This is a genomic window from Rhodococcus sp. P4_F5, assembly GCF_056401315.1.
Genome location: NZ_JBFUJP010000013.1, coordinates 20,106 through 38,894, shown reverse-complemented (window position 1 = coordinate 38,894; position 18,789 = coordinate 20,106). Strand labels below are relative to the sequence as shown.

Here is an 18,789-nt window from a genome sequence, read left to right as displayed (position 1 = left end):
GTCTCACCTCGGCTTCGGGTGGTCGTCGTCCAGAATCGAGTGTTCCCGGAAGAGCACTTCCGACAACGGCCGTCGAGGAGTAGCCGATGCCGGTTCGGGTCGGGCGCTCGTCCCGACTCTGATCAGTACCTGAGGTAGACCGTCGGCGGCCGAGAGTTCACGAACACGGGTTCTGGTGGTCTCCTGCTCGGTCAGGTGCGTGATCGGGCAGGTGGCGAGGCCGCGGGCGGTGCAGGCGAGTAGCACGGCCGAGAGTGCCTCGCCGCATCGCAGCCAGTCCGATCGCAAGTCCGCGGGCGTGGAGAGAAGGAGGATCGCGGCGCGGTCGTCGTCGGCTTCCGAGGTGGAACTACCCGGTGGGAAGTCGCGTCCGACCGCAACGGTGCGATTCGACTCGGACGGCAGCGATGCGGACGGGATGCCGTCCGGGTACGACGAGTGTCCCGCCCACCATCGAAGTTCCGCCTGGTAGGCCAGGTTTCTCCGACGTTGTCCGCTGATGCGGCGCGACATCGCCTCGAGCTCGGGGCGACTGCGCTCGCCGAGGTCCTCGAGACGCGCGCCGGCCTTCTCGGCGAGTGCGGTCAGATCGTCGAGAGTCCGACTCCACTCCGTGGGCGCGGCGAGGGGCAGCCGCTCGGTTCGCCGCCGGCCGATGGCCAGAGCCAGGGTGGCGTCGAGGTCAGTGACCTCCGCCGTCTGACGAAAGCCGATGGTGGCGAGAAGTTGGCGGTCCGCGGTACGGGGCAGCCGTTCGATCACGGAAGTCCAACGTCGAGCAGCGAAAGCGTACTGAAGGTGATTGAGCGCTGCCCCACAGGACAGAACCATCTGTCGACCGAAATCGTCGGTGGCCGGCAACAGTCGGTCGGGGTCGCTGAACAACATCAGGTGGTTGCGGCCGGCGACCCACCGCCAGGGCTGGCTGTTGTGTAGCGACGGTGCCCTGCAGGCGAGTGCAACGGCCGATTCGACTGTCCGTCGGTTCGGCACCGTCGGGATCGTCAAGAGTTCCATCGCGCACCTCGGGTCATTCCAGCAATGCCGGATTCTGGCGCTGCGGTCTGATTCCCGATCACGATGTCCTCCGCACGGTGTCCGGCTCCGGCGGCTCCTCGTAGAGGGCGGCTCCTGCTGTCACACCCGCCCCCGCTGCGACGATCAGCGTGCGTGTGCCGGCCACCATGCAGTGACGGCCGCGGCCGAGCGCGCCGACCAGCGCGGCGGTGTGCATGCGGACGTCGTCGGCCACGCTGATCCTGCTCTCGGGAACTCCCAGTCGGGTCGCGAGCGCCGCTCGGTAGCCCGGGCGGGCCGGTGCGGCCACGATCGCGTCGACTTCTTCGAGGCCGCGCGAGGCACGCGCGAGGCACGAGGTGACGGCCGTGGCGGCCGCCGACGCATAGCGCTCGTCCAGGGAGTCGGACTGGTTGATCCGGAGGATGTTCCGGTTGTCACTGTGACCGACGGTCGCCCGGAACGAATCGCCGTCGTCGGGCTCGTTCACCCAGTTCACCGGACCCAGCCCGTAGCCACCGCCGCTCCAGCTGCACAACACCGCTCCCCCGGTGGCGGAGAACGGAAAATGTTCGCTCATGCCGTGGCCGGGATCGGCGTCACTGGCGACGACGAGCGCGCACCTGATCGCATGCGAGCGCAGGAAGCCGTCGACGATCTGCAGGCCCGTCAGCACTCCGCAGGTGCCGTTCGCGACGTCGAACGAGAACGTGCCGTGGGAATCGCTGTGCGGGTCCTCGGGATGTGCGCCGATGTCTTCCTGGATCATCGCGGCGAGCGCTGGCTCGCCGAGGTTCCGATCCCGGTACAAGCCCGTGTTGACGAGCAGGTCGAGGTCGTTCGCACTGCGACCGGCGCCCTCCAGGCAGGACTTCGCCGCGGCCACGGCCAGGTGCAGGGCGCTGTGCCGTGATCCCCACCGACCGTGCACGATCTCCAGTCGGTCAATGAAGGTGCCCATAGCCTGCCACCAACTTCTCGTCGATTTCCACCAGGACGATTCCGATCTCCAGACCCGACGCGAGGGCGATCAACGCAACCGTCTCCCCCGGCCGGATTCGGCCCGCCTCGAGCTCTTCCACCAGTGCGACGGTGTGGGTCGTGGAGGCCGTGTTCCCGTACCTGTCGACGGTGATGACGGCATCGTGCCGGGGCGAGTCACCGAACGTCGCCTTCACTTCGGCCATCCCCTTGCGGATTGCTCGAGCAGAGGTCTGGTGGGTGATCACGTGGTCGATGTCGTGAATGGTCAGGCCGAGGGTGTCGAGGACCTCGTGCAGCAGAAGGGGGGTGTCTGCGATGGCGGCCTTCTGGATCCCCCGTGAGTTGGTGAACATTCGTGCGCCCGGATCGTCACCCTTCGGGTACGCGAGGCACAGCCGGCTGTAGTCGGCCACCGTCGTGAACCCGGCGAGCCGGATCCCGGCGGACCCGGCAGGGGCTCGCTCGAGGAGCAGCGCGGCGCCCGCGTCGCCCAGGGTGAGCGACGCCAACTCCTTGCTCATGATGCTGTGGATGTGTTCGGCCGCGTTCTGGCCGAGCTGGGAGATGTACTCGCCGCTGACGATCAGGGCCCGTTCGATCAGTCCCTGCCGAATCCAGTTGTTCGCCACGGTGACACCGGTCAACATTCCGGCGCAGGCGTTCGCGAGGTCGAAGGTCATCGCCGTGTCGGCGCCGATGGCATGCGCCACCGCGCAGCTCATGGTCGGTTCGAGCCACTGGGTCAGCCCGTCCCTGAACTTGGTGATACTGCAGCTGATCACGACGTCGATCGATGCCGCGGTCCGCCCGGCATGCTGCAGCGCATCGTGCGCTGCAGCGGTGGCGAGTGTGTAGGAGTCTTCGTCTCCGACCGAGATCCGGCGTTCGTGGATCCCGGTCAGTCGTTCGAGATCGATGTGCGTCGTGTGGCGGGTGCCCGCCATCAGGTCGTCGGTTGTCAGCCGCGTCGCCGGCAGGTGCCGGCCCGCACCCGCCACCCGGGTGTGGAAGGGCAACCGACCATCCGGGTTCTGGGTCTCCATCACGAGCCAATGCTTGACCATCGAACTGCCACCTCCGTGCATCTACGATCTCGCAGCGCGGGGCGTGCGGACCAGAGCATTTCGGCCTCTGTCCAGGTCCGCCGGGAATCCCCCAGGGGTATTTCAGCGTTGTACACACCGGCAGGGGACGTGTGAGCGCGGCCCCCGAACAGCGACGAGCGGAACACGATGACGCACGCACACGAAAGGTCGGACAAGAGCCGGTCCGGACGCCCGGACTCCCGCGGCGTGCAGCACGCCCCGACTGCGATGGTCGTGTCGCCCACCTTCGCGCCGTTGGCGGATCGCTTCTTCGGGCTTTTCGGCCGGACGTCGGACGGCGGCGGCGCGCTGGCGGTGTACCTGCACGGTGAACCGGTCGTCGACATCTGGTCGGGCTGGTCCACTCCCACCACGCGATGGCAATCGAGCACCGTCTCGGTGTCGTTCTCGACCGGCAAAGGCGTCGCGAGCACAGTCCTCCACCGCCTCGCCGACCGCGGGCTGATCGACTACGACGAAGCGGTCGCCGAGTACTGGCCTGAGTTCGCGACCGCGGGCAAGGACTCCATCACGGTGCGTGAACTGCTGAGCCATCGGGCCGGACTCCATCGCGTGCGTGGCCTGGTGCCGGGCCGCTTGGCGCTTCTGGATCACGACGGGCTGGCGGCCGCGCTGGCTGCGGCCGTCCCCGACCGGCGGCGTGGTGTCCTGCCCGGCTATCACGCGGTGACCTTCGGGTCACTCGTCGCCGAACTCACCACCCGGGTCACCGGAATGTCGTTCACCGACTTGGTCCGCACCGAGATCGCAGACCCCCTCGGCATCCCCGAGTTCTGGTTCCAGGTGCCCGACGACGAGCGCCGGCGCATCGCGAAGCTCTTTCCGCGGATCACTCCCTTCGGGATCCCCTGGGAAGTGGCATCCCTCGTCCTGTCGCGGACCCCGGTCCTCCACAACCTCGCCGCCGCGGGCATGCCGGAAGGGTTCGACGAACTCGTCCGGAACCCGGCTATCCACGACCACGTCATGCCCGGCTGGAACGGCGTCTTCAGCGCCCGCGGCCTGGCCCGCATGTACGCGGCGATGTCCAACCGGGGAGTGGTGGGCGGCACCCGATTCCTGAGCGAGGCCGGCCTCGCTCAGATCGGCGAGGTGCAGACCACGGCCCGGGACTACGTGCTCGGTGTCCGGATGAACTGGCGGCTCGGTTACCACGCCGCGTTCGTCGCGAGCCGAACTCAGTCGCCCTACGCGTTCGGTCACTACGGTCTCGGTGGCTCCGGGGCCTTCGCCGACCCGGACACGGGGCTGTCGGTGGCGTTCGTGACCAACCGGATGGGAAACACCCTCACCCCCCTCGCCGACCTGCGGTTGGCCAAGCTGGGCGCGGAGGCCGAGTCGATCGCGAGGCGGCTGTAGCCCGGACGCGAGCTCCCCCGGACGTGACCAGGCATCGGCACGGCAGATCGTCACCGGGCACATCGCCTGGTGCAGCAGATTCTGACTTGTCGATCCCAGAAGGGATCCGGCGAGGCGATTGTGGCCATGGCTTCCCACGACGACGATCGCCTGCCGGTTCGCGAGAGCGTTCATGTCCGACTCCTCAGTCCCGCTTCACACTCAGCTTGCGTGCGGTTTTCGGGCGATCGCCTGCTGGAGTTCCACAATGCGGCGCCGCTCGCGACTGTCCGTTTTCAGCTTCTCGGCGGCGGTCACCACATGCGCGTCCGGTCCCGGAAAGACGAGCGACTCGTGGTCGTCGCGCAACCATCTGACGAAGTACGGCGGCCCACCGCCCGCCGAACGGACCTCGACGATCTGCCCGATCTCGTCCGGTGCGCCGACGATCGTTCCCTTCATCACCAGCCAGTCCCCCGGTTCCGCGTGCATTCCGTTCTCCGTCCGCCACCACCCGAGAAGATCGGTATTTGTGTGTCGTCGTTCGATCGTCGCGCCTTGCGCCACACCGAGGAAGAGGCTTTGGGCACCTGTCGGGGCCTCGGCATCACCTGGTTCGGTCACACCGACGTGGGAGCGGATCGACGAAAGAAGTTCGGCCACAGGACTTTGTGCTCTGCTCCGGCTGTGGTGGTCGATGGAACACTGATAAGTGAAACCCGAGTCGGAGGATCGCACCGAGTCCGTGGTTCGGTTCCGACCAGTGCTCGGCACAGGAGGAATCGTCATGCGCACACTCGTCGTCCACGAGTCGATGTTCGGGAACACTCATCGCGTCGCGGAAGCGATAGCCAGGGGCATCGCACCGTTCAGTTCGGTCAAGGCCGTCCCGGTGTCGCAGGCACGGGACGAGGACCTGTCTGGATACGACCTGGTGATCGTCGGAGGGCCGACACACGTACACGGGATGAGTCGCGAATCGACACGTCACAGCGCGGAGGACACGGCCGGCAAACCCGACAGCACGGTGACACTGGAACCGGATGCGGCGAGCGAAGGCATCCGGGAATGGCTTTCGTCGCTTCCAACCACACACGGCAAGGCAGTCGCGTTCGACACCCGAGTGGATGCGCCCGCGTTCCTGACCGGGAGAGCATCGAAGGGCATCGGGAGAAAGCTTCGGCACCTGGGATTCGATCTCGTCGCGGAGTCGGAGAGTTTCCTCGTCGACAAGGAGTCGCGCCTCGAGGATGGCGAAGAGATTCGAGCCGAGCAGTGGGGGCGCTCGCTTGCACAGCAGTGAGGGTGCTCGCCCGCGTAACCGCGGTGACGCTCTGTCCCTTTCGGAGAAGGAGGTCGCCATTACGCCGAACTCCACGAGACTCGGCAGAAGCGAGTTCACGGCTGAGCCGAGGCGCCGGATCACTCGTCAATGCCGTCGTCCCGTTGATGTCCCCGCACATGTAGCTCATCCGCGAGTATCGCGTCGATCGAAGCCGACGACCGCGATGACGACCAACGCCGTGACCGTCACCACGGCGATGACCGCGGATCCGGCAGAGAACCCGTGCTGAATCGGATCGTGGCCTGCGTACTGGAAGAACGGCGAGGTGCGCTGCCACGGCTCGAGCCAGGACACCATGGGCGCGAGACCGTTGACGATGTAGGCAAGGACGGCTGCGGCGACAGGCACCGACCGACTGACCGCGGGGTGACCGGTGACGGCACCCAACGCCAAGGCAAGTGCACCGAAGACCAGCGCGAGCAGCACCGCATGCACCATGGCTGCGGCCACCCCGCTCTGGGGCAGCTCCATGTTCGCGAGCGAGCCCAGCACGATCAACGCGAACCCGGTGACCGCTCCCAGCAGTGCCGTGCCGATCACCATGGCTGCGCACTTCTCGAGGACGATGCGCCGCCTACTGATGGGTGCGGAAAGGAGCAGATCGAGCGTCCGTCGATCCTCCTCGCCCGCGATCGCCGCGGCGCCCGCTCCGATCGCGTACGTCAGCAGCAGCAATGGCACCATGAAGGACAGGAGCTCGATCTTCACGTAGCCGATCGGCGTGGACATGTCCGCGCCCGACATCGCGAAGAGGGCACGAAATGCCTCTGGCATCTGATCGAGAAACTCGTTCATCGACGGTTCGCCGCGCACACTTGGCCAGATGGCCACATACATTCCGACCAGCAGTACGAGGCCGATCACCCACGCGGGCAATGCGCGACGTTGATCGTGAAGCGTCTTTGTCATCACGCTACGAAACATCGCTGGACTCTGTTCCGTAGTAGGTCATGAACGTCTCCTCGAGGTCTGCCTCGGCGCATTCGAGATCGACCACCGTGAACTGGGCGATGCGGTGGACCAAAGCGTTGAGTGCCTGTTCCGGCGCGTCGCACCTCAGGGTTTTCCCTTCCACAACGAGGTTGCGAACACCCACCACGTCGCGGAACATGTCCGCTCGCACTGGACGGTCGAACTCGACGACCAAGTGGTGCAGGGACTTCTGGCGGAGTGTGTGGAGCTTCTCGACCGCGATCAACCGGCCTTCGCGCAGCACTCCGATTCGGTCCGCTACCTGCTGAACCTCACTGAGTAGATGTGACGACAGCAGCACGGTTCCCCCGGCAGAGGTGTGCTCCCGCAGTATCGTGTCGAATTCTCGCTGCATGATCGGGTCCAGGCCGGTCGTCGGTTCATCGAGAATGAGCAGCTCCGGAGACGACATCAGTGCCAGCACCAGCCCGAGCTTCTGCCGGTTCCCCCGCGACAAGACCCTCACGGGCCTAGCCAGATCGAGATCCAGGCGTTCGGCGATGTCAGCCGCCCGAGACCCGCCTCGACGGGCCACGATCTGGCCGAAGTAGGAGACATGATCTAAACCGGTCATCTTCTCGTACAGCGCAAGCTCCCCCGGAACGTAGCCGACCCGACTGTGCACCCGAGATGCTGACGACCAGCAATCGAACCCCAGCACGGTCGCCGACCCCGACGTCGGGCGCAGCATGCCCATCAGGAGTCGGAGCGTCGTCGACTTGCCTGCGCCATTGGGCCCCAGGTATCCGAAGATCTCTCCCGACTCGACGCTCAGGTCAACGTCGACCAGAGCGGGCTGCCGGCCGTAGGACTTGGACAGGCCCGAGGTGGCGATCGCTGGGCGACTGGGCATACCTCAAGCCTGGACCACCCGCGCCACACCAGATCAGGGTCCTAGGTCCCTTCCCTGCGGCCGGTACGACTCGGCAAGGTCAATGGTGGGCCGACAGTGGCGCCGCCGGTCCCGGTGCCACCCACCGCGCCGAGGTCGATGCCGAGTTCGCCGGCAAGTCGGCGTGCGTAGGCAGACACCCGTTGTCGACCAGGTTCTGACGGGGACCGTTTCGCCGTGCTGCTCGCCGACTCGGCCACCGACACCTCGGCCGATGACGTCGTCGGTTCTTCGGCGTCGGCGGCCGCGGCGAGGCGACGGACCAGCGGGGTGTCGTGGAGTCCCTCGGGTCCGGGTACCGACTTCGCGGGAGCGGCAAAGTTCGGTGGTGTCGACCGCGATGAGGGCCGCCAGGTACTCGCCCACTGCAAGGGTTCCCACCAGGGCGATGGCCTGCATCCCCGATCACGCCCGGGGCTACTGGCTGCGTCGAGCGGCCTCGAGCAGGATCCGTCGTTCGGCGGCGGCCACGGTGCGCCGGGCCGCGACCGCCCGGTCGGGAGTGACCGAGATCGAGGTGATCCCGCGTCGGACGAGATGTTCCACCAGCTTGGGATCTTCGGAGACGGCCTGTCCGCACAGCGAGGTCGTCATCCCGCACGCTCGAGCCTGTTCGAGGATGCGGTCGACGGCGGCGAGGACCGCCGGATCGGCGGTGTCGAACAGGTCACTGCACGTTGCCGAATCACGGTCGACGCCGAGTATCAGCTGGGTGAGGTCGTTGGTTCCGATCGAGAGCCCGTCAATTCCCATGCGCGCGTACTCCGGGATCCAGTACTCGACCGACGGCACCTCCGCCATTATCCACCTGTGCATCGTCCGGTCCGCCCCCAGCGGATGCGCGTCGATCTGGCCGAGGCACTGCTCGAGTTCCCATCGCGTGCGCACGAACGGAATCATCAGGTGCACGTTGTCGTACCGCTGGCGTACCGCGTGCAGGACGTCGAGATCCAGTCGGAACAGCTCCGGGTCCCGGATGTACCGGAAGCAGCCGCGGTAACCGATCATGGGGTTGTCCTCGTCGGGCTCGACCTCGCCGCCTCTCAACCCCGCGAACTCGTTGGATCGAAGGTCGACGGCGCGGTAGACCACGGGCCGGGGCGTGAATGCGGCGGCGATGGTGGTCATGGCGGCGACCATCCGGTCGACGTATTCCTCACGCCGGCCCTCGGAAATCATCAGCGAAGGGTGCGTGCCGTCGAGCGCCGTGGTGATCATGAACTCGGCTCGGATCAGCCCGACGCCGTCGACATCCATCGCCGCGGCGGTCTCGGCGACCTCGGGTGACGCCAGATTGACGTAGAGCGAGGTGGCGGTCACGACCGCCGGTGGCCCAGGCACGCCTCGCGTGGCCGCCACGGCTGCCACGCCGCCCTCAGCGGTGTCCGTGCCGGCGGTGGAGAGCGAGGTGACATCGCCCTCGTAGACGTTTCCGGAACCGCCGTCCACGGTCACCAGCTGACCGTCCGCCAGGTCGGCGGTTGCCGTCCGCGCACCGACTACGACTGGCCGGCCCAGCTCGCGACCGACAATGGCGGCATGGCAGGTGATCCCACCTCCATCGGTGACGATTGCGGCCGCCCGCCGCAGCGTCGGAACCCAGTCCGGCCGGGTCATCGGGGCGACCAGGATCTCGCCGTCGGTCAGCCGACCGGCTTCGCTGAGGTCGTGCAGGACGCGAACGTGTCCACACGCAACCCCCGGACCGGCAGCCAGGCCACTGACGAGGACCACCCGGCTCCCGTCCACCCGCGTGCCTTGCGATGTGTCGGAGCGATCGAGGGTGGTGATGGGCCGCGACTGGACGATCCACAGGTGCCCCTTGACGAAGGCGTACTCGATGTCCTGTGGGCGGCCGTAGTGGTTCTCGGCGGCTGCGGCCAGCGACGCGACCTGCCGCACCTGGTTGTCGTCGAGGACTCGCTCGTGCAGCGACCCGGTCGGCAGGTCGACCCGGGTGTCGCCGTCGGTCCCCGCCGTGATCTCGAATCCCTGCGAACCGAGCCGCACGTCCGTCAGCCGGAAGTCTTGCTTCGCGACCACGTACATGTCGGGTTCGACCTGTCCGCCCACCACCACCTCGCCCTGACCGAGCGCCGCCTCGATGACGATCCGGTCGCGGTCCCCGGTCCTGGGGTCTGCGGTGAACGCCACGCCCGACCGGTCCGCCGGAACCATGGCCTGCACGATGACGGCGATGGAGGGCTCGTCGTCGAGGCCGTGCACGTCGCGGTACGCGATTGCCCGGTCCGACCAGAGCGACACCCAGCAGTTCCGTACAGCATCGAGTACGGCGTCGGTACCTGTGACGTTCGTGTAGCTTTCGTGAATTCCCGCGAACGACATGTCGAGCCCGTCCTCGGCGGGCGCCGAGGAGCGCACCGCAACCGGTACCGACTCTCCGAGCAAGCGATATGCCTCGACAATCTCGTCGCGCAACGGCTCCGGAATGCTCAGCCCCCGAACGAGGTCGCTGGTCGACTCGGGACTCTGGCCGGCGGCGGTGGCCGCTCGTACGGATTCCCTGAGGCCGGCGGCGTCCAACGCCTCCAGGTACGCGGTCGCGGACACCACGAATCCGGGCGGCACGGGGAAGCGTGCGCGTGTCAGTTCTCCGAGATTTGCGGCCTTGCCCCCCACCAACGGCGAATCCTGCAATGTCACCTGGTCGAGTTGTGTGACCCTCCGGTAGTCGGTGTCCGGATGTTGCAGTGTCATGGCGTCGTCCTCTCGGTCCCCTCCAAGCGAACACCCTTTGGACACCACTTTCCGAGGGGAGAAGGTCACCTTGTCGCGTTGCCTGTTCGGTGCAGCGAGTGGTGCAGGCACTCGTGCACACCGTCGCCGGTGTCACGCGAGTGGAGATCGAGGAGCCCGCACCACGTGACCTCACACCCCGGGTGGGACGCCCAGGGCGCAGACCGCTCGGAATCCCGCATCCAGGGACTCCGTCAGGCACGAGAGGTCCGGCACCGCCGCGCAGTCCGCGTTGACTCCGATCGAGCAGTGACCCAGGTACGACAACAACGTCACGTTGAAGGCTGCGCCGAGCGTGGGGCTGAATGCGTAGTACTCGCAGATCTCCGCGCCCGCGAGATACAGCGGGATTGTCGGGCCGGGCACGTCGGAGGCAACGAAGTCGACATGTTTGAGCATGCTGCCGAGGATCCTCGCCGGGAACAGATTGAGAACCGCCGCGATCGACGACGAGTGCGCCACGGCGGGTTCGTCACGCCATGCGGTCACCGTTCGCCGGACGGCGCGCATGAGATCACCGGGATCTGTTGCGACCGTCGGCAGTGTGAAACGGGCAAGGGTGATTCTGTTGCCGCCCAACGGATCCGACTCGACGCGCRGGCTCATCGGAAGCGTCAGACTCAGCTCGGCGACATCGGCCCCGTGGAGTGCGTGATACCGCTTCAACCCGAGCAGGACGGACGTCAGAAAGGCGTCGTTCATCGTGCAGCCGCCCGCACTTGCCGCGCCGCGGAGACCGTCCAGGGGGATGTCGAGTACTRCGAACTGCCTGCGAGTGCTCCGTTCGGTCATGACCGGTGACAACGTTGTGGTCACCGGCCGGGTGAAGCGGGCGACAGAGCCTGCGACCGTTGCCAGCCGACGCACCGTCGACAGTGGTGCCGTCAGGATCCGGGACATCCCCACCGTAGGGGACATGCACTTCCGGAGGAGCCGGACGCCGGTGTCGAGATGCCACGACAACGTGGTGAGCGCAGGCCACCGCCCATCGGCAGGCTCCGGCACGACAGCCTGTGGAGCAGGCCCTCGGTCGGTGCCCGTGCGGGTGAAGTCGACGATCTCGTTGGTGATCTGCATTCCTCCGACCCCGTCCGTCAAGGCGTGGTGCACCTTCATCACCAGCGCAGCCCGGCCGTCGGAAAGTCCCTCGAGCACGGTGAACTCCCACAGCGGCCGGTCCTTGTCGAAGGCACTCATGCCGGCGGTCCTGGCAAAGTCGAGGACCGCGGCCAGTCCGTCGGCAGACGACACGCCTGCTCGTCGGAGATGCCAGGACAGGTCGAAGTCCGGGTCGACGACCCAGCGCGGCGGCGCTAGTCCGATCGACGAGCTGACCGCCTTGTACCGGAAGATCGGGACGGCTCTCGTGCCGCGCTCCATCAAGCGAACGAACGCGTCCCAGTCCGGGACCCGGTCGAGAAGCGCGACAGCCACGATCGTCGATCGCAGCACCGGGTCCTGCTCCATCCGCCACGACAGCAGGTCGGTCTGCGTCATGTACGGGTCCGTCGGCTTCGCCACGGGGTCACGCTCCGTATCGCGGGTGCTCRTCACTGTCCAGTGTTGCCCTCCTCCGGCGGCTTCGACACGGCCGAAGGTCCTCCATGCGGTCGCCAGAGATCCGGACCGCGAGTCAGGCCACGGGCTATCCCGGCGAGCTTCCGACGGCTCGCCATTCCCGTTCCCAGGCACGGATAGGTCGGTCGAACAGTGGGCGGCGGACTCCGAGAACGCCGACGAGGGCAAGGAAGCCGGTACCGAGCCCGACCGCCACCGCATACCCCACTGCCAGCGCCGCATTGGTGGATCCAGATCGCGGCGGCGTGGTCTGGTGCCCGCTCGCATCGACCCACAGTGGGACAACTGTCGCCCGCCCCCGATCAGGGCACAACGACCCTGTACACACACTCGAGCCCGGCGGACAGTTGTCCGAAGACGGCACCCCGCGAATGCGGATCGCGCCGACCAGGGAAGAGGCAGTCGGAAGTCATGGACATGTACTGGAACGGTCACAACCCGAGCGGCTGGATGTACGCGTACATGGCCATGGGCTTGCTGGTGTTCGTCGTCCTGCTGGTCGGGGGAATCATGGCAGTGGTCTGGTTCCTGAATCAGGGACACCAACCGGCCGGCCCACCACCGCCTCACCATTCCGCCCAGCAGTTGCTAGCCGAACGATTTGCCCGGGGAGAGATCGACGAGGAAGAGTTTCGCGCGCGCTCTGCCGCCCTGCGTGGYCCGCAACCGTGACGACGCCTCGGGCACAGTTCAATAGGGGAGGTGACAGAGATGGAACTGCATCATGCGTGCCACATGGTGATGATGTGGCTGCAGCAGATGGGCATCGTGCCGCCCATGACCATGGCGCCCATGACCATGCCACCCATGTGAGACTTCGGGACCGGCACCGCGGAATCCGAGTCGCCGCGGCGTGATCGGAGCACAATGACCTACGACCCGCACACCACCGGACCTGTCGTCGTCGGAATCGACGGATCCCGCTGCGCGATTCTGGCAGCGAAGTGGGCAGCGACAGAAGCGGCGGCGCGGCAGGTCGAGCTCCGGCTGGTCCACGTCGTCGCCGACGCCGACACCGAGCTTCGGGCGGCACAGCAGGCACTGACAGTAGCGGCCGCCGCGGCGCGGACGGTCGAGGCCGTCGAGGTGGAGACCGCCGTCGCGGTCGGGCGGCCGCACTCGTCGCTGCTGTCCCAATCCCACTCCGCCACCATGGTGGTCGTCGGCTCGGTCGGCGTCGGGTTCTTGCCCCGCATGCTGCTCGGCTCCACCGCGGCCGCCCTGGCAGCGGGAGCGAGCTGTCCGGTGGCGCTCGTCCGGGAGGACCACCGCGTGCGGCCACGGAGCGCACCCGTGATCGTCGGGGTGAACGGCACCCATCTCGACGACACGCTCGTCGGGGCGTCGATCCACGAGGCGCGGATCAGGGGCACTCACGTGCTCGCGGTGCGGGCCGAGTACTCGATCCGGCGGGATCCACACGGGGACCGAGAGCTCGGCGTCGCGGACAACTTCGAGGAGGAGATTCGCGGTCGAGCCGAACGGTGGCAGACGGCGATTCGAGGCGTCCACGTCGACACGCTCGTTCGGCAGGGAAGCGCCGCCGAGGAGCTGTCGACCTTGAGCAGGCACGGTCAACTTCTCGTGGTCGGCAGCCGGGGCCGCGGTGCAGTCGCAGGCACCGTGCTCGGCTCCACCAGTCAATCCCTGATCTACCACGCCCGTTGTTCGGTTCTCGTCTATCGGGGGCACATCTGAGCTCCGCCGCGAACCGCACCTCACCACAAAGAATGAGAGGATTCCCGTGAGCGTCACCGTTCTCGTCGCTTACGCAACTGCGGACGGCTCGACCGCCGAGATCGCGCAGCGCATCGGACACGAGCTGACTCGCCGCGGCACGCTGGTGGAGGTGCAGTCCGTGGCGGACCTGCCGGATCCCGCGCCCTCGGATGCCGTCGTGCCCGGTAGCGCGATCCGGGGTCCGACAGGGCGCCGAATCGGAGGTGCCACCCCGAGTCGATTTCGCAATTCGTCCGATCGGTGCGCCCGCGGGACCACCGGAATGAGCCAGGCCCGGGAACCCGATGACCGACAGCGGTGAACTCGACGCACAGATTCGGGAGACACACACCGGTGTCGTGGTCCTGGTGGGCAACCGTGCCTACAAGGGGAAGAAGCCGGTCCGCACCGCCTTTCTCGACTTCAGCACCCACGAACTCCGTGAGTTGGCCTGCAGGAGAGAACTGGAACTCAACACCCGCCTCGCGCCCGACGTCTACCTCGGCGTTGTGCACCTCGTAACGTCGGATTCCGGTCCGAGGGAACCGGTCCTGCTCATGCGCCGCCTCCCGGACGCGTTCAGGCTGTCCGCACTGGCGGCCGCCGGCGACTTCGCCGACGCCGATCTTCTGCCGGTGGTCGAGCAGATCGCCCGCTTTCACGCCACGGCGCGAAGGGGCGCCGACGTCGACCGGGAAGGATCCGTCGAGGCGGTAAGCCGGCGATGGCAGGACAACATCGACGAGATCGGTTCGCTCCCCGGTGATGTCGTCTCGCACCAGGACCTCGAGAAGATCTCGTCGATGGCCCGTCGCTACCTCGACGGGCGGGCGGCACTCTTCGAACGTCGAGTGTCGGACGGGAACATTGTCGACGGCCACGGGGACCTGATGGCGGACGACATCTTCTGCCTGCCGGACGGGCCGAGGATCCTGGACTGCCTGGACTTCGACGATCGGCTTCGGTTCGTCGACCGCATCGACGACACCGCCTTCCTCGCCATGGACCTGGAGTTCCTCGGCCGACACGACCTCGCGGACGCGACGCTCGCGCAGTACCGAGAGCTCGCCGGCGACGAGGCCCCGGCATCTCTGGCGCACCACTACGTCGCATATCGCGCGCTCGTCCGGGCCAAGGTCGACTGTGTCCGAAGTGCCCAGGGCCTGGCGGACGACGATCAGGACGCCACCCGGCACTTCGCACTCGCGCTCGGGCATCTCGGCGAGGGCGCGGTGCGCCTTGCGTTGGTCGGAGGCCTACCGGGAACCGGGAAGTCGACCCTGTCGGAGGCACTCGCCGAGGCGGTGGGTGCGGTGCGAATCTCGAGCGACGAGGTGCGCCGTCGACTGCGGGACACCGGCGAGTTGTCCGGAGAGCCGGGAGTGTACGGATCCGGGCTGTACTCCCCCGCATCGACCGCGCTGGTCTACTCCACGCTGCGCAGGTACGCGGAGGATCACCTCCGGCTCGGACACTCGGTCGTCCTCGACGCCTCGTGGACCGACTTGCGTGAGCGCGAGCGGGCGCGAGTACTGGCCGAGCGCGTGAGCGCCACCGTGGTGCCCCTCGAGTGCCACTGCCCTCGGACAGCGGCGGCCGCACGGATTCGGAGACGGACCCCGGGGTGGTCGGACGCCACGGCCGAGACAGCGGACCGGATGGGCGCGGACAGCGACCGGTGGGGCGAGTCCACCCGCATCGACACCGCTCGGACCCTCGCCGACTCGACAGCGGAGGCGCAACGGATCTGGGCCGGTGCGCCGTTCGTGTGTTGACCGAGCAGGCGAAGTCAACCGCACGCTCAGCACCGGGCCGGGACTGTGACCGACGACCCTGCGGTGAGGAGGTGATTCTCGTCGTGGATGTTCACCCGCACGGGCGCCGCGGCGCTGGGGCTCGCCGTGACGGTCACGGTGTCGTGGCCGCATCGAAGGTGCAACCAGTGGTCGCGATACCTGATGTCGAACTCCAGGGCGCTCAGCTCGGCAGGCAGTTGGGGGTGCAGCCACAAGGTGTCGCCGCGTACGTCGAGGCCCGAATAGCACCGTTGGAGGAGGTCGATGCCGCCGGCCATCGCGCCGAGGTGGATTCCCTCGCGGGTCGTGCCGCGGAACATGTCTCCCAGGTCTGCGTCGAGCGACTCACGCAGCATCTGCCACGACTCCCTGCGGTTGCCGCGGGCCAGGACCCACGCGTGACTGACCCTGCTCAGGGTGGACCCGTGCGAGGTCCGCGCCAGGTAGTACTCGACGGTGTCGGGGATGGATGCCGGGTCGAACTCGTACCCGAGGCGGGTGACGAGACCGGTGAGCTCCTCGGCGGTGAAGAGGTAGAGCAGCATCAGCACGTCGGCCTGTTTCGAGACCTTGTACCTGTTGCACGAGTCGCCCTCGGCTTCCAGGAGCAGGTCGAGCCTGCCGATGCTCCCGTACCGTGCCCGGTAGTCGTCGAGGTCCAGTTCGTCGAGATCGCCGTATCCCCTGAACTGGCTGAGGATTCCGTTGTCGAGGAACTCCAGCCGCAGACGCCGACTCAGATGCTCCCATTCGCCCCGCTCGGCGGCCGTGACGCCCAGCTTCGGCCACAGCCCGAGGTCCTCGCCCAGTATTCGACCGGTGTCGAGTACCCGTGCCAGCGACCACGCGGTCATGACATTGACGTAGGTGTTGTTGTCGATTCCACGCCCGGGGAGGTCGGGATAGCCGTCGTGGAACTCGTCGGGCCCCATCACGCCGCACAGGTCGTACCGGTCCGCGTCCGCGTCGTAGGTGGCCAGACTCGACCAGAATCGGGCGTTCTCGACCAGCAGCTCGGCGCCGAAGGTAGCGAGAAAACCGAAGTCCGCTGTGACCTCCCAGTAGTGCCAGACATTGTATGCGACAGCGAGATTGACGTGGAACTGCCGGGCGGAGTTGTCCGGCACCCAACGACCGGAACGTCGATTGAAGAATGCGGGAGGAGTCTCGTCTCGGCCGTCGCTACCGCTCTGCCACGGGAAGGCGGCCCCTCCTCGTCCATAGGTTCGCGCCCTGCGCCTTGCCTGGCCGAGCCGCCGAAAGCGGTACTCCAGCAAGGCTCTGGCCAACTCGGGTAGACGAAGTGTGAGGAAGGGCAGGACGAAGATGTCGTCCCAGAAGACGTGTCCTCGGTAGGCCTCGCCGTGCAGACCCCGCGCGGGCACCCCGACATCAAGGTCCGCGGTGTGTGGTGACAGCGTCTGCAGCACGTGAAATGTCTGGACGTTCGCGGCGAGTCGAAGCTCGGCGTCGGCGTCGAAGACGACTTCGCAACGGCGCCAGAGGTTGTGCCATGTCGCTTCGCTCGCGGCCAGCAACTGGGCGAACTCCGGGGCATCCGCTGCAGCTTGTCGGGCCGCGAGCACCGGTTCCGAGATCGCATGGTCACGCGAGGTGTAGGTCGCCACGATCTTCTCGATCAGGATCTGGGCCGACACGGCGACCGCGAAGGTGAGTTCGTCACGCACAGCGGCCGGTTCCGTGACCGTCGTTCGCTCAGCCTCCATCTCGCCACCGTCGGCAAGTCGGATCGAAGTCCTGGCCGCCTGCGCCACCCGCACCCGCGACTGATTCGTCTCGACTTCGAGCCAGATCTCTCCGCCCGCGGTCGTCCCGGTCTCCGGAGCGGTGAGATGTCGGCCCTCCAGACCGTCGAACTCCGCGACATTCGAGTTGCGGACCCCGCCGTCGAGTCCGCTCCGGACGGTCATCCGCCCGGACCAGTTCTCGGCGACGAGCACCGTTTCGAGCCCAGCGAAATGCGGCGAGTTCATCGACACGACCCGGCGTTGCCTGATCCGGGTGCGTCGACCGTCTCCGTCCCGGACCACGCTCTCCCTGATCAGCACCCCACGGCGAAGATCCAACGTCACGTGGTGGTGCAGCAGTTCGTGACTGCCCGGGCGCAACCAGGCGCCGTCCTCCGCTCGGAACGTGAAGTCCAGCCAGTTCGGCAGGTTCACCATGCTCTCGTCTTCTCGCGTCGCCCCGTCGACGACCGACGACACCCGGTTGTAGCAGCCCGCGAGATACACCCCGGGGTAGTGCGTTCCGTCTGCGCGCGCCTCCGGCAACGCACCACGGGTGCCGAGATACCCGTTCCCGAGGGTGAGCAGTGCCTCCCTCGTCCCCTCCGTCTCGGGATCCGCCCCCTCGTAGGTCAACAGCCACGGCGAGGTCGTCTCGACCGCGCAGACCCCGCAGGCCGGGTCGGGGTCGCCGGCCTGCCGGACAGCATCCGAGATCCCGAGGTCCAGGACCTCCAGATCGTCCACGACGACGTCCGCGCCGCTCTCGTGCAGCGCGGCATTGCGCTGGTCACGGTCGATCCCGATCACGAATCCGAACCCGCCGGATCGTGCCGCGCGCACCCCCGCCGACGAATCCTCGACCACGACAGCGCGACGCGGTTCCACGCCGAGCCGTCTGGCCGCCTCCAGGAACATCGCCGGGGCGGGCTTGCCCGGCAACAGCAACCGGTTCGCGTCCACGCCGTCGACCCGGATGTCGAACTCTGCGGTCAGTCCGACCGCGTCGAGCACCTGCCGGGCGTTGCGGCTTGCGCTGACCACGGCGGTGGGGACACCACCCGCGCGAAGCAGTCGCAGTACGTTGACGGTGCCGGCGAGGACCGGCACCTCCTCGGTGGCCAGAAGGTGCTGGAACAGCAGGTCCTTGCGAGTCCCGAGACCGTTGAGGCTCGCCTCGGACGGCGGGTCCGAGGCGCCTCCCCGGGGAAGGTCGACTCCCCGTGACCGCAGAAACGTGCCGACGCCGTCCGTGCGCTCCCGGCCGTCGACGTAGCGGAGGTAGTCGTCGAGCGTGAACGGCGACTGATCGGCGCCGAGACCGCTGAGGTAGTCGTCGAACATCTGTTTCCACGCCGCCGCGTGCAGGGTCGCTGTGTCCGTGACGACCCCGTCAAGGTCGAACACCACGGCTGAGAACTCTCGGCCACAGATGTTCGTCGTTGCACGCTGACTGCCTACGAGGGCCATGTGCCCCTCTCCGCATCCGCGACCCCACACCGGACCTGGCCACTACCCATCCTGCCACCCGGTCGTC

At 67.3% G+C, this 18,789-nt stretch carries 16 protein-coding genes and 1 pseudogene; 6 read left to right on the top strand and 11 right to left on the bottom strand.

Going from position 1 to position 18,789, the window contains the following annotated elements; genetic code table 11:
- Positions 1 to 3 precede the first annotated feature (3 nt).
- Genes AC1DU4_RS08365 through AC1DU4_RS08355 form a run of 3 tightly spaced genes read right to left on the bottom strand, consistent with a single transcriptional unit; the run spans position 4 to position 3,065 of the window.
- Positions 4 to 1,017: an Acg family FMN-binding oxidoreductase gene (locus AC1DU4_RS08365; RefSeq protein ID WP_477838819.1), complete on the bottom strand. Its 1,014-nt coding sequence runs from the start codon at positions 1,015 to 1,017 to the stop codon at positions 4 to 6.
- 58 nt (positions 1,018 to 1,075) lie between these two features.
- Entirely contained in the window at positions 1,076 to 1,978 is a 903-nt protein-coding gene (locus tag AC1DU4_RS08360) for a 3-oxoacyl-ACP synthase (protein WP_477838817.1), read from the bottom strand.
- Positions 1,962 to 3,065, bottom strand: a complete 1,104-nt coding sequence (locus AC1DU4_RS08355) for a 3-oxoacyl-ACP synthase III family protein (protein WP_477838814.1) — start codon at positions 3,063 to 3,065, stop codon at positions 1,962 to 1,964. The genes AC1DU4_RS08360 and AC1DU4_RS08355 overlap by 17 nt, the downstream gene beginning before the upstream one ends.
- Before the next feature lie 249 nt (positions 3,066 to 3,314).
- On the opposite strand from AC1DU4_RS08355, the gene AC1DU4_RS08350 reads away from it, so the two are divergent.
- Complete coding sequence (locus AC1DU4_RS08350) at positions 3,315 to 4,466, top strand: serine hydrolase domain-containing protein (RefSeq protein ID WP_477838911.1); 1,152 nt, start codon at positions 3,315 to 3,317, stop codon at positions 4,464 to 4,466.
- Positions 4,467 to 4,505: 39 nt separating this feature from the next.
- Here the strand turns inward: AC1DU4_RS08350 and AC1DU4_RS08345 are convergent.
- Both AC1DU4_RS08345 and AC1DU4_RS08340 read right to left on the bottom strand, forming a co-directional pair.
- Positions 4,506 to 4,613 (bottom strand): annotated as a pseudogene (locus AC1DU4_RS08345) (universal stress protein); the annotation flags it as partial.
- A gap of 54 nt (positions 4,614 to 4,667) precedes the next feature.
- The gene (locus AC1DU4_RS08340) at positions 4,668 to 5,108 is read right to left on the bottom strand and encodes a DUF1918 domain-containing protein (protein ID WP_477838812.1); all 441 of its coding nucleotides are present in this window, start codon (positions 5,106 to 5,108) and stop codon (positions 4,668 to 4,670) included.
- Between the two features lie 124 nt (positions 5,109 to 5,232).
- Between AC1DU4_RS08340 and AC1DU4_RS08335 the strand changes: the two genes are divergently transcribed.
- Positions 5,233 to 5,748 carry a flavodoxin family protein gene (locus AC1DU4_RS08335; RefSeq protein ID WP_477838810.1) on the top strand — a complete coding sequence of 172 codons (516 nt, stop codon included), beginning with the start codon at positions 5,233 to 5,235 and terminating at the stop codon, positions 5,746 to 5,748.
- Between the two features lie 165 nt (positions 5,749 to 5,913).
- On the opposite strand, the gene AC1DU4_RS08330 is transcribed toward AC1DU4_RS08335, so the two are convergent.
- From AC1DU4_RS08330 to AC1DU4_RS08310, 5 genes are all read right to left on the bottom strand, one after another.
- Positions 5,914 to 6,714, bottom strand: a complete 801-nt coding sequence (locus AC1DU4_RS08330) for an ABC transporter permease subunit (RefSeq protein WP_477838808.1) — start codon at positions 6,712 to 6,714, stop codon at positions 5,914 to 5,916.
- Positions 6,704 to 7,615 carry an ABC transporter ATP-binding protein gene (locus AC1DU4_RS08325; RefSeq protein WP_477838806.1) on the bottom strand — a complete coding sequence of 304 codons (912 nt, stop codon included), beginning with the start codon at positions 7,613 to 7,615 and terminating at the stop codon, positions 6,704 to 6,706. Before AC1DU4_RS08325 ends, AC1DU4_RS08330 begins: the two co-directional genes overlap by 11 nt.
- Positions 7,616 to 7,656: 41 nt before the next feature.
- Complete coding sequence (locus AC1DU4_RS08320) at positions 7,657 to 7,794, bottom strand: E3 binding domain-containing protein (RefSeq protein WP_477838804.1); 138 nt, start codon at positions 7,792 to 7,794, stop codon at positions 7,657 to 7,659.
- A 277-nt stretch (positions 7,795 to 8,071) separates the two neighbouring features.
- Complete coding sequence (ppsA, locus tag AC1DU4_RS08315; RefSeq protein WP_477838802.1) at positions 8,072 to 10,372, bottom strand: phosphoenolpyruvate synthase; 2,301 nt, start codon at positions 10,370 to 10,372, stop codon at positions 8,072 to 8,074.
- A gap of 171 nt (positions 10,373 to 10,543) precedes the next feature.
- Positions 10,544 to 11,908: a wax ester/triacylglycerol synthase domain-containing protein gene (locus tag AC1DU4_RS08310; protein WP_477838910.1), complete on the bottom strand. Its 1,365-nt coding sequence runs from the start codon at positions 11,906 to 11,908 to the stop codon at positions 10,544 to 10,546.
- A gap of 492 nt (positions 11,909 to 12,400) precedes the next feature.
- On the opposite strand from AC1DU4_RS08310, the gene AC1DU4_RS08305 reads away from it, so the two are divergent.
- From AC1DU4_RS08305 to AC1DU4_RS08290, 4 genes are all read left to right on the top strand, one after another.
- Positions 12,401 to 12,661: an SHOCT domain-containing protein gene (locus AC1DU4_RS08305; RefSeq protein WP_477838800.1), complete on the top strand. Its 261-nt coding sequence runs from the start codon at positions 12,401 to 12,403 to the stop codon at positions 12,659 to 12,661.
- A 195-nt stretch (positions 12,662 to 12,856) separates the two neighbouring features.
- Positions 12,857 to 13,687 carry a universal stress protein gene (locus tag AC1DU4_RS08300; RefSeq protein ID WP_477838798.1) on the top strand — a complete coding sequence of 277 codons (831 nt, stop codon included), beginning with the start codon at positions 12,857 to 12,859 and terminating at the stop codon, positions 13,685 to 13,687.
- Between the two features lie 46 nt (positions 13,688 to 13,733).
- Complete coding sequence (locus tag AC1DU4_RS08295) at positions 13,734 to 14,030, top strand: flavodoxin domain-containing protein (RefSeq protein ID WP_477838796.1); 297 nt, start codon at positions 13,734 to 13,736, stop codon at positions 14,028 to 14,030.
- Positions 14,014 to 15,483 (top strand): bifunctional aminoglycoside phosphotransferase/ATP-binding protein, encoded by a 1,470-nt coding sequence (locus AC1DU4_RS08290; RefSeq protein ID WP_477838794.1) that lies wholly within the window; start codon positions 14,014 to 14,016, stop codon positions 15,481 to 15,483. The genes AC1DU4_RS08295 and AC1DU4_RS08290 overlap by 17 nt, the downstream gene beginning before the upstream one ends.
- Positions 15,484 to 15,509: 26 nt before the next feature.
- Here AC1DU4_RS08290 and AC1DU4_RS08285 read toward each other — a convergent pair whose 3' ends face one another.
- Entirely contained in the window at positions 15,510 to 18,662 is a 3,153-nt protein-coding gene (locus AC1DU4_RS08285) for a beta-phosphoglucomutase family hydrolase (RefSeq protein WP_477838792.1), read from the bottom strand.
- Between the last annotated feature and the right edge of the window lie 127 nt (positions 18,663 to 18,789).

Bases quoted from the DNA above. Each gene is read 5' to 3' on its own strand.
- AC1DU4_RS08365 (WP_477838819.1), bottom strand. From the start codon at position 1,017: ATGGAACTCTTGACGATCCCGACGGTGCCGAACCGACGGACAGTCGAA.
- AC1DU4_RS08360 (WP_477838817.1), bottom strand. From the start codon at position 1,978: ATGGGCACCTTCATTGACCGACTGGAGATCGTGCACGGTCGGTGGGGA.
- AC1DU4_RS08355 (WP_477838814.1), bottom strand. From the start codon at position 3,065: ATGGTCAAGCATTGGCTCGTGATGGAGACCCAGAACCCGGATGGTCGG.
- AC1DU4_RS08350 (WP_477838911.1), top strand. From the start codon at position 3,315: ATGGTCGTGTCGCCCACCTTCGCGCCGTTGGCGGATCGCTTCTTCGGG.
- AC1DU4_RS08335 (WP_477838810.1), top strand. From the start codon at position 5,233: ATGCGCACACTCGTCGTCCACGAGTCGATGTTCGGGAACACTCATCGC.
- AC1DU4_RS08330 (WP_477838808.1), bottom strand. From the start codon at position 6,714: ATGTTTCGTAGCGTGATGACAAAGACGCTTCACGATCAACGTCGCGCA.
- AC1DU4_RS08325 (WP_477838806.1), bottom strand. From the start codon at position 7,615: ATGCCCAGTCGCCCAGCGATCGCCACCTCGGGCCTGTCCAAGTCCTAC.
- ppsA (WP_477838802.1), bottom strand. From the start codon at position 10,372: ATGACACTGCAACATCCGGACACCGACTACCGGAGGGTCACACAACTC.
- AC1DU4_RS08300 (WP_477838798.1), top strand. From the start codon at position 12,857: ATGACCTACGACCCGCACACCACCGGACCTGTCGTCGTCGGAATCGAC.
- AC1DU4_RS08290 (WP_477838794.1), top strand. From the start codon at position 14,014: ATGACCGACAGCGGTGAACTCGACGCACAGATTCGGGAGACACACACC.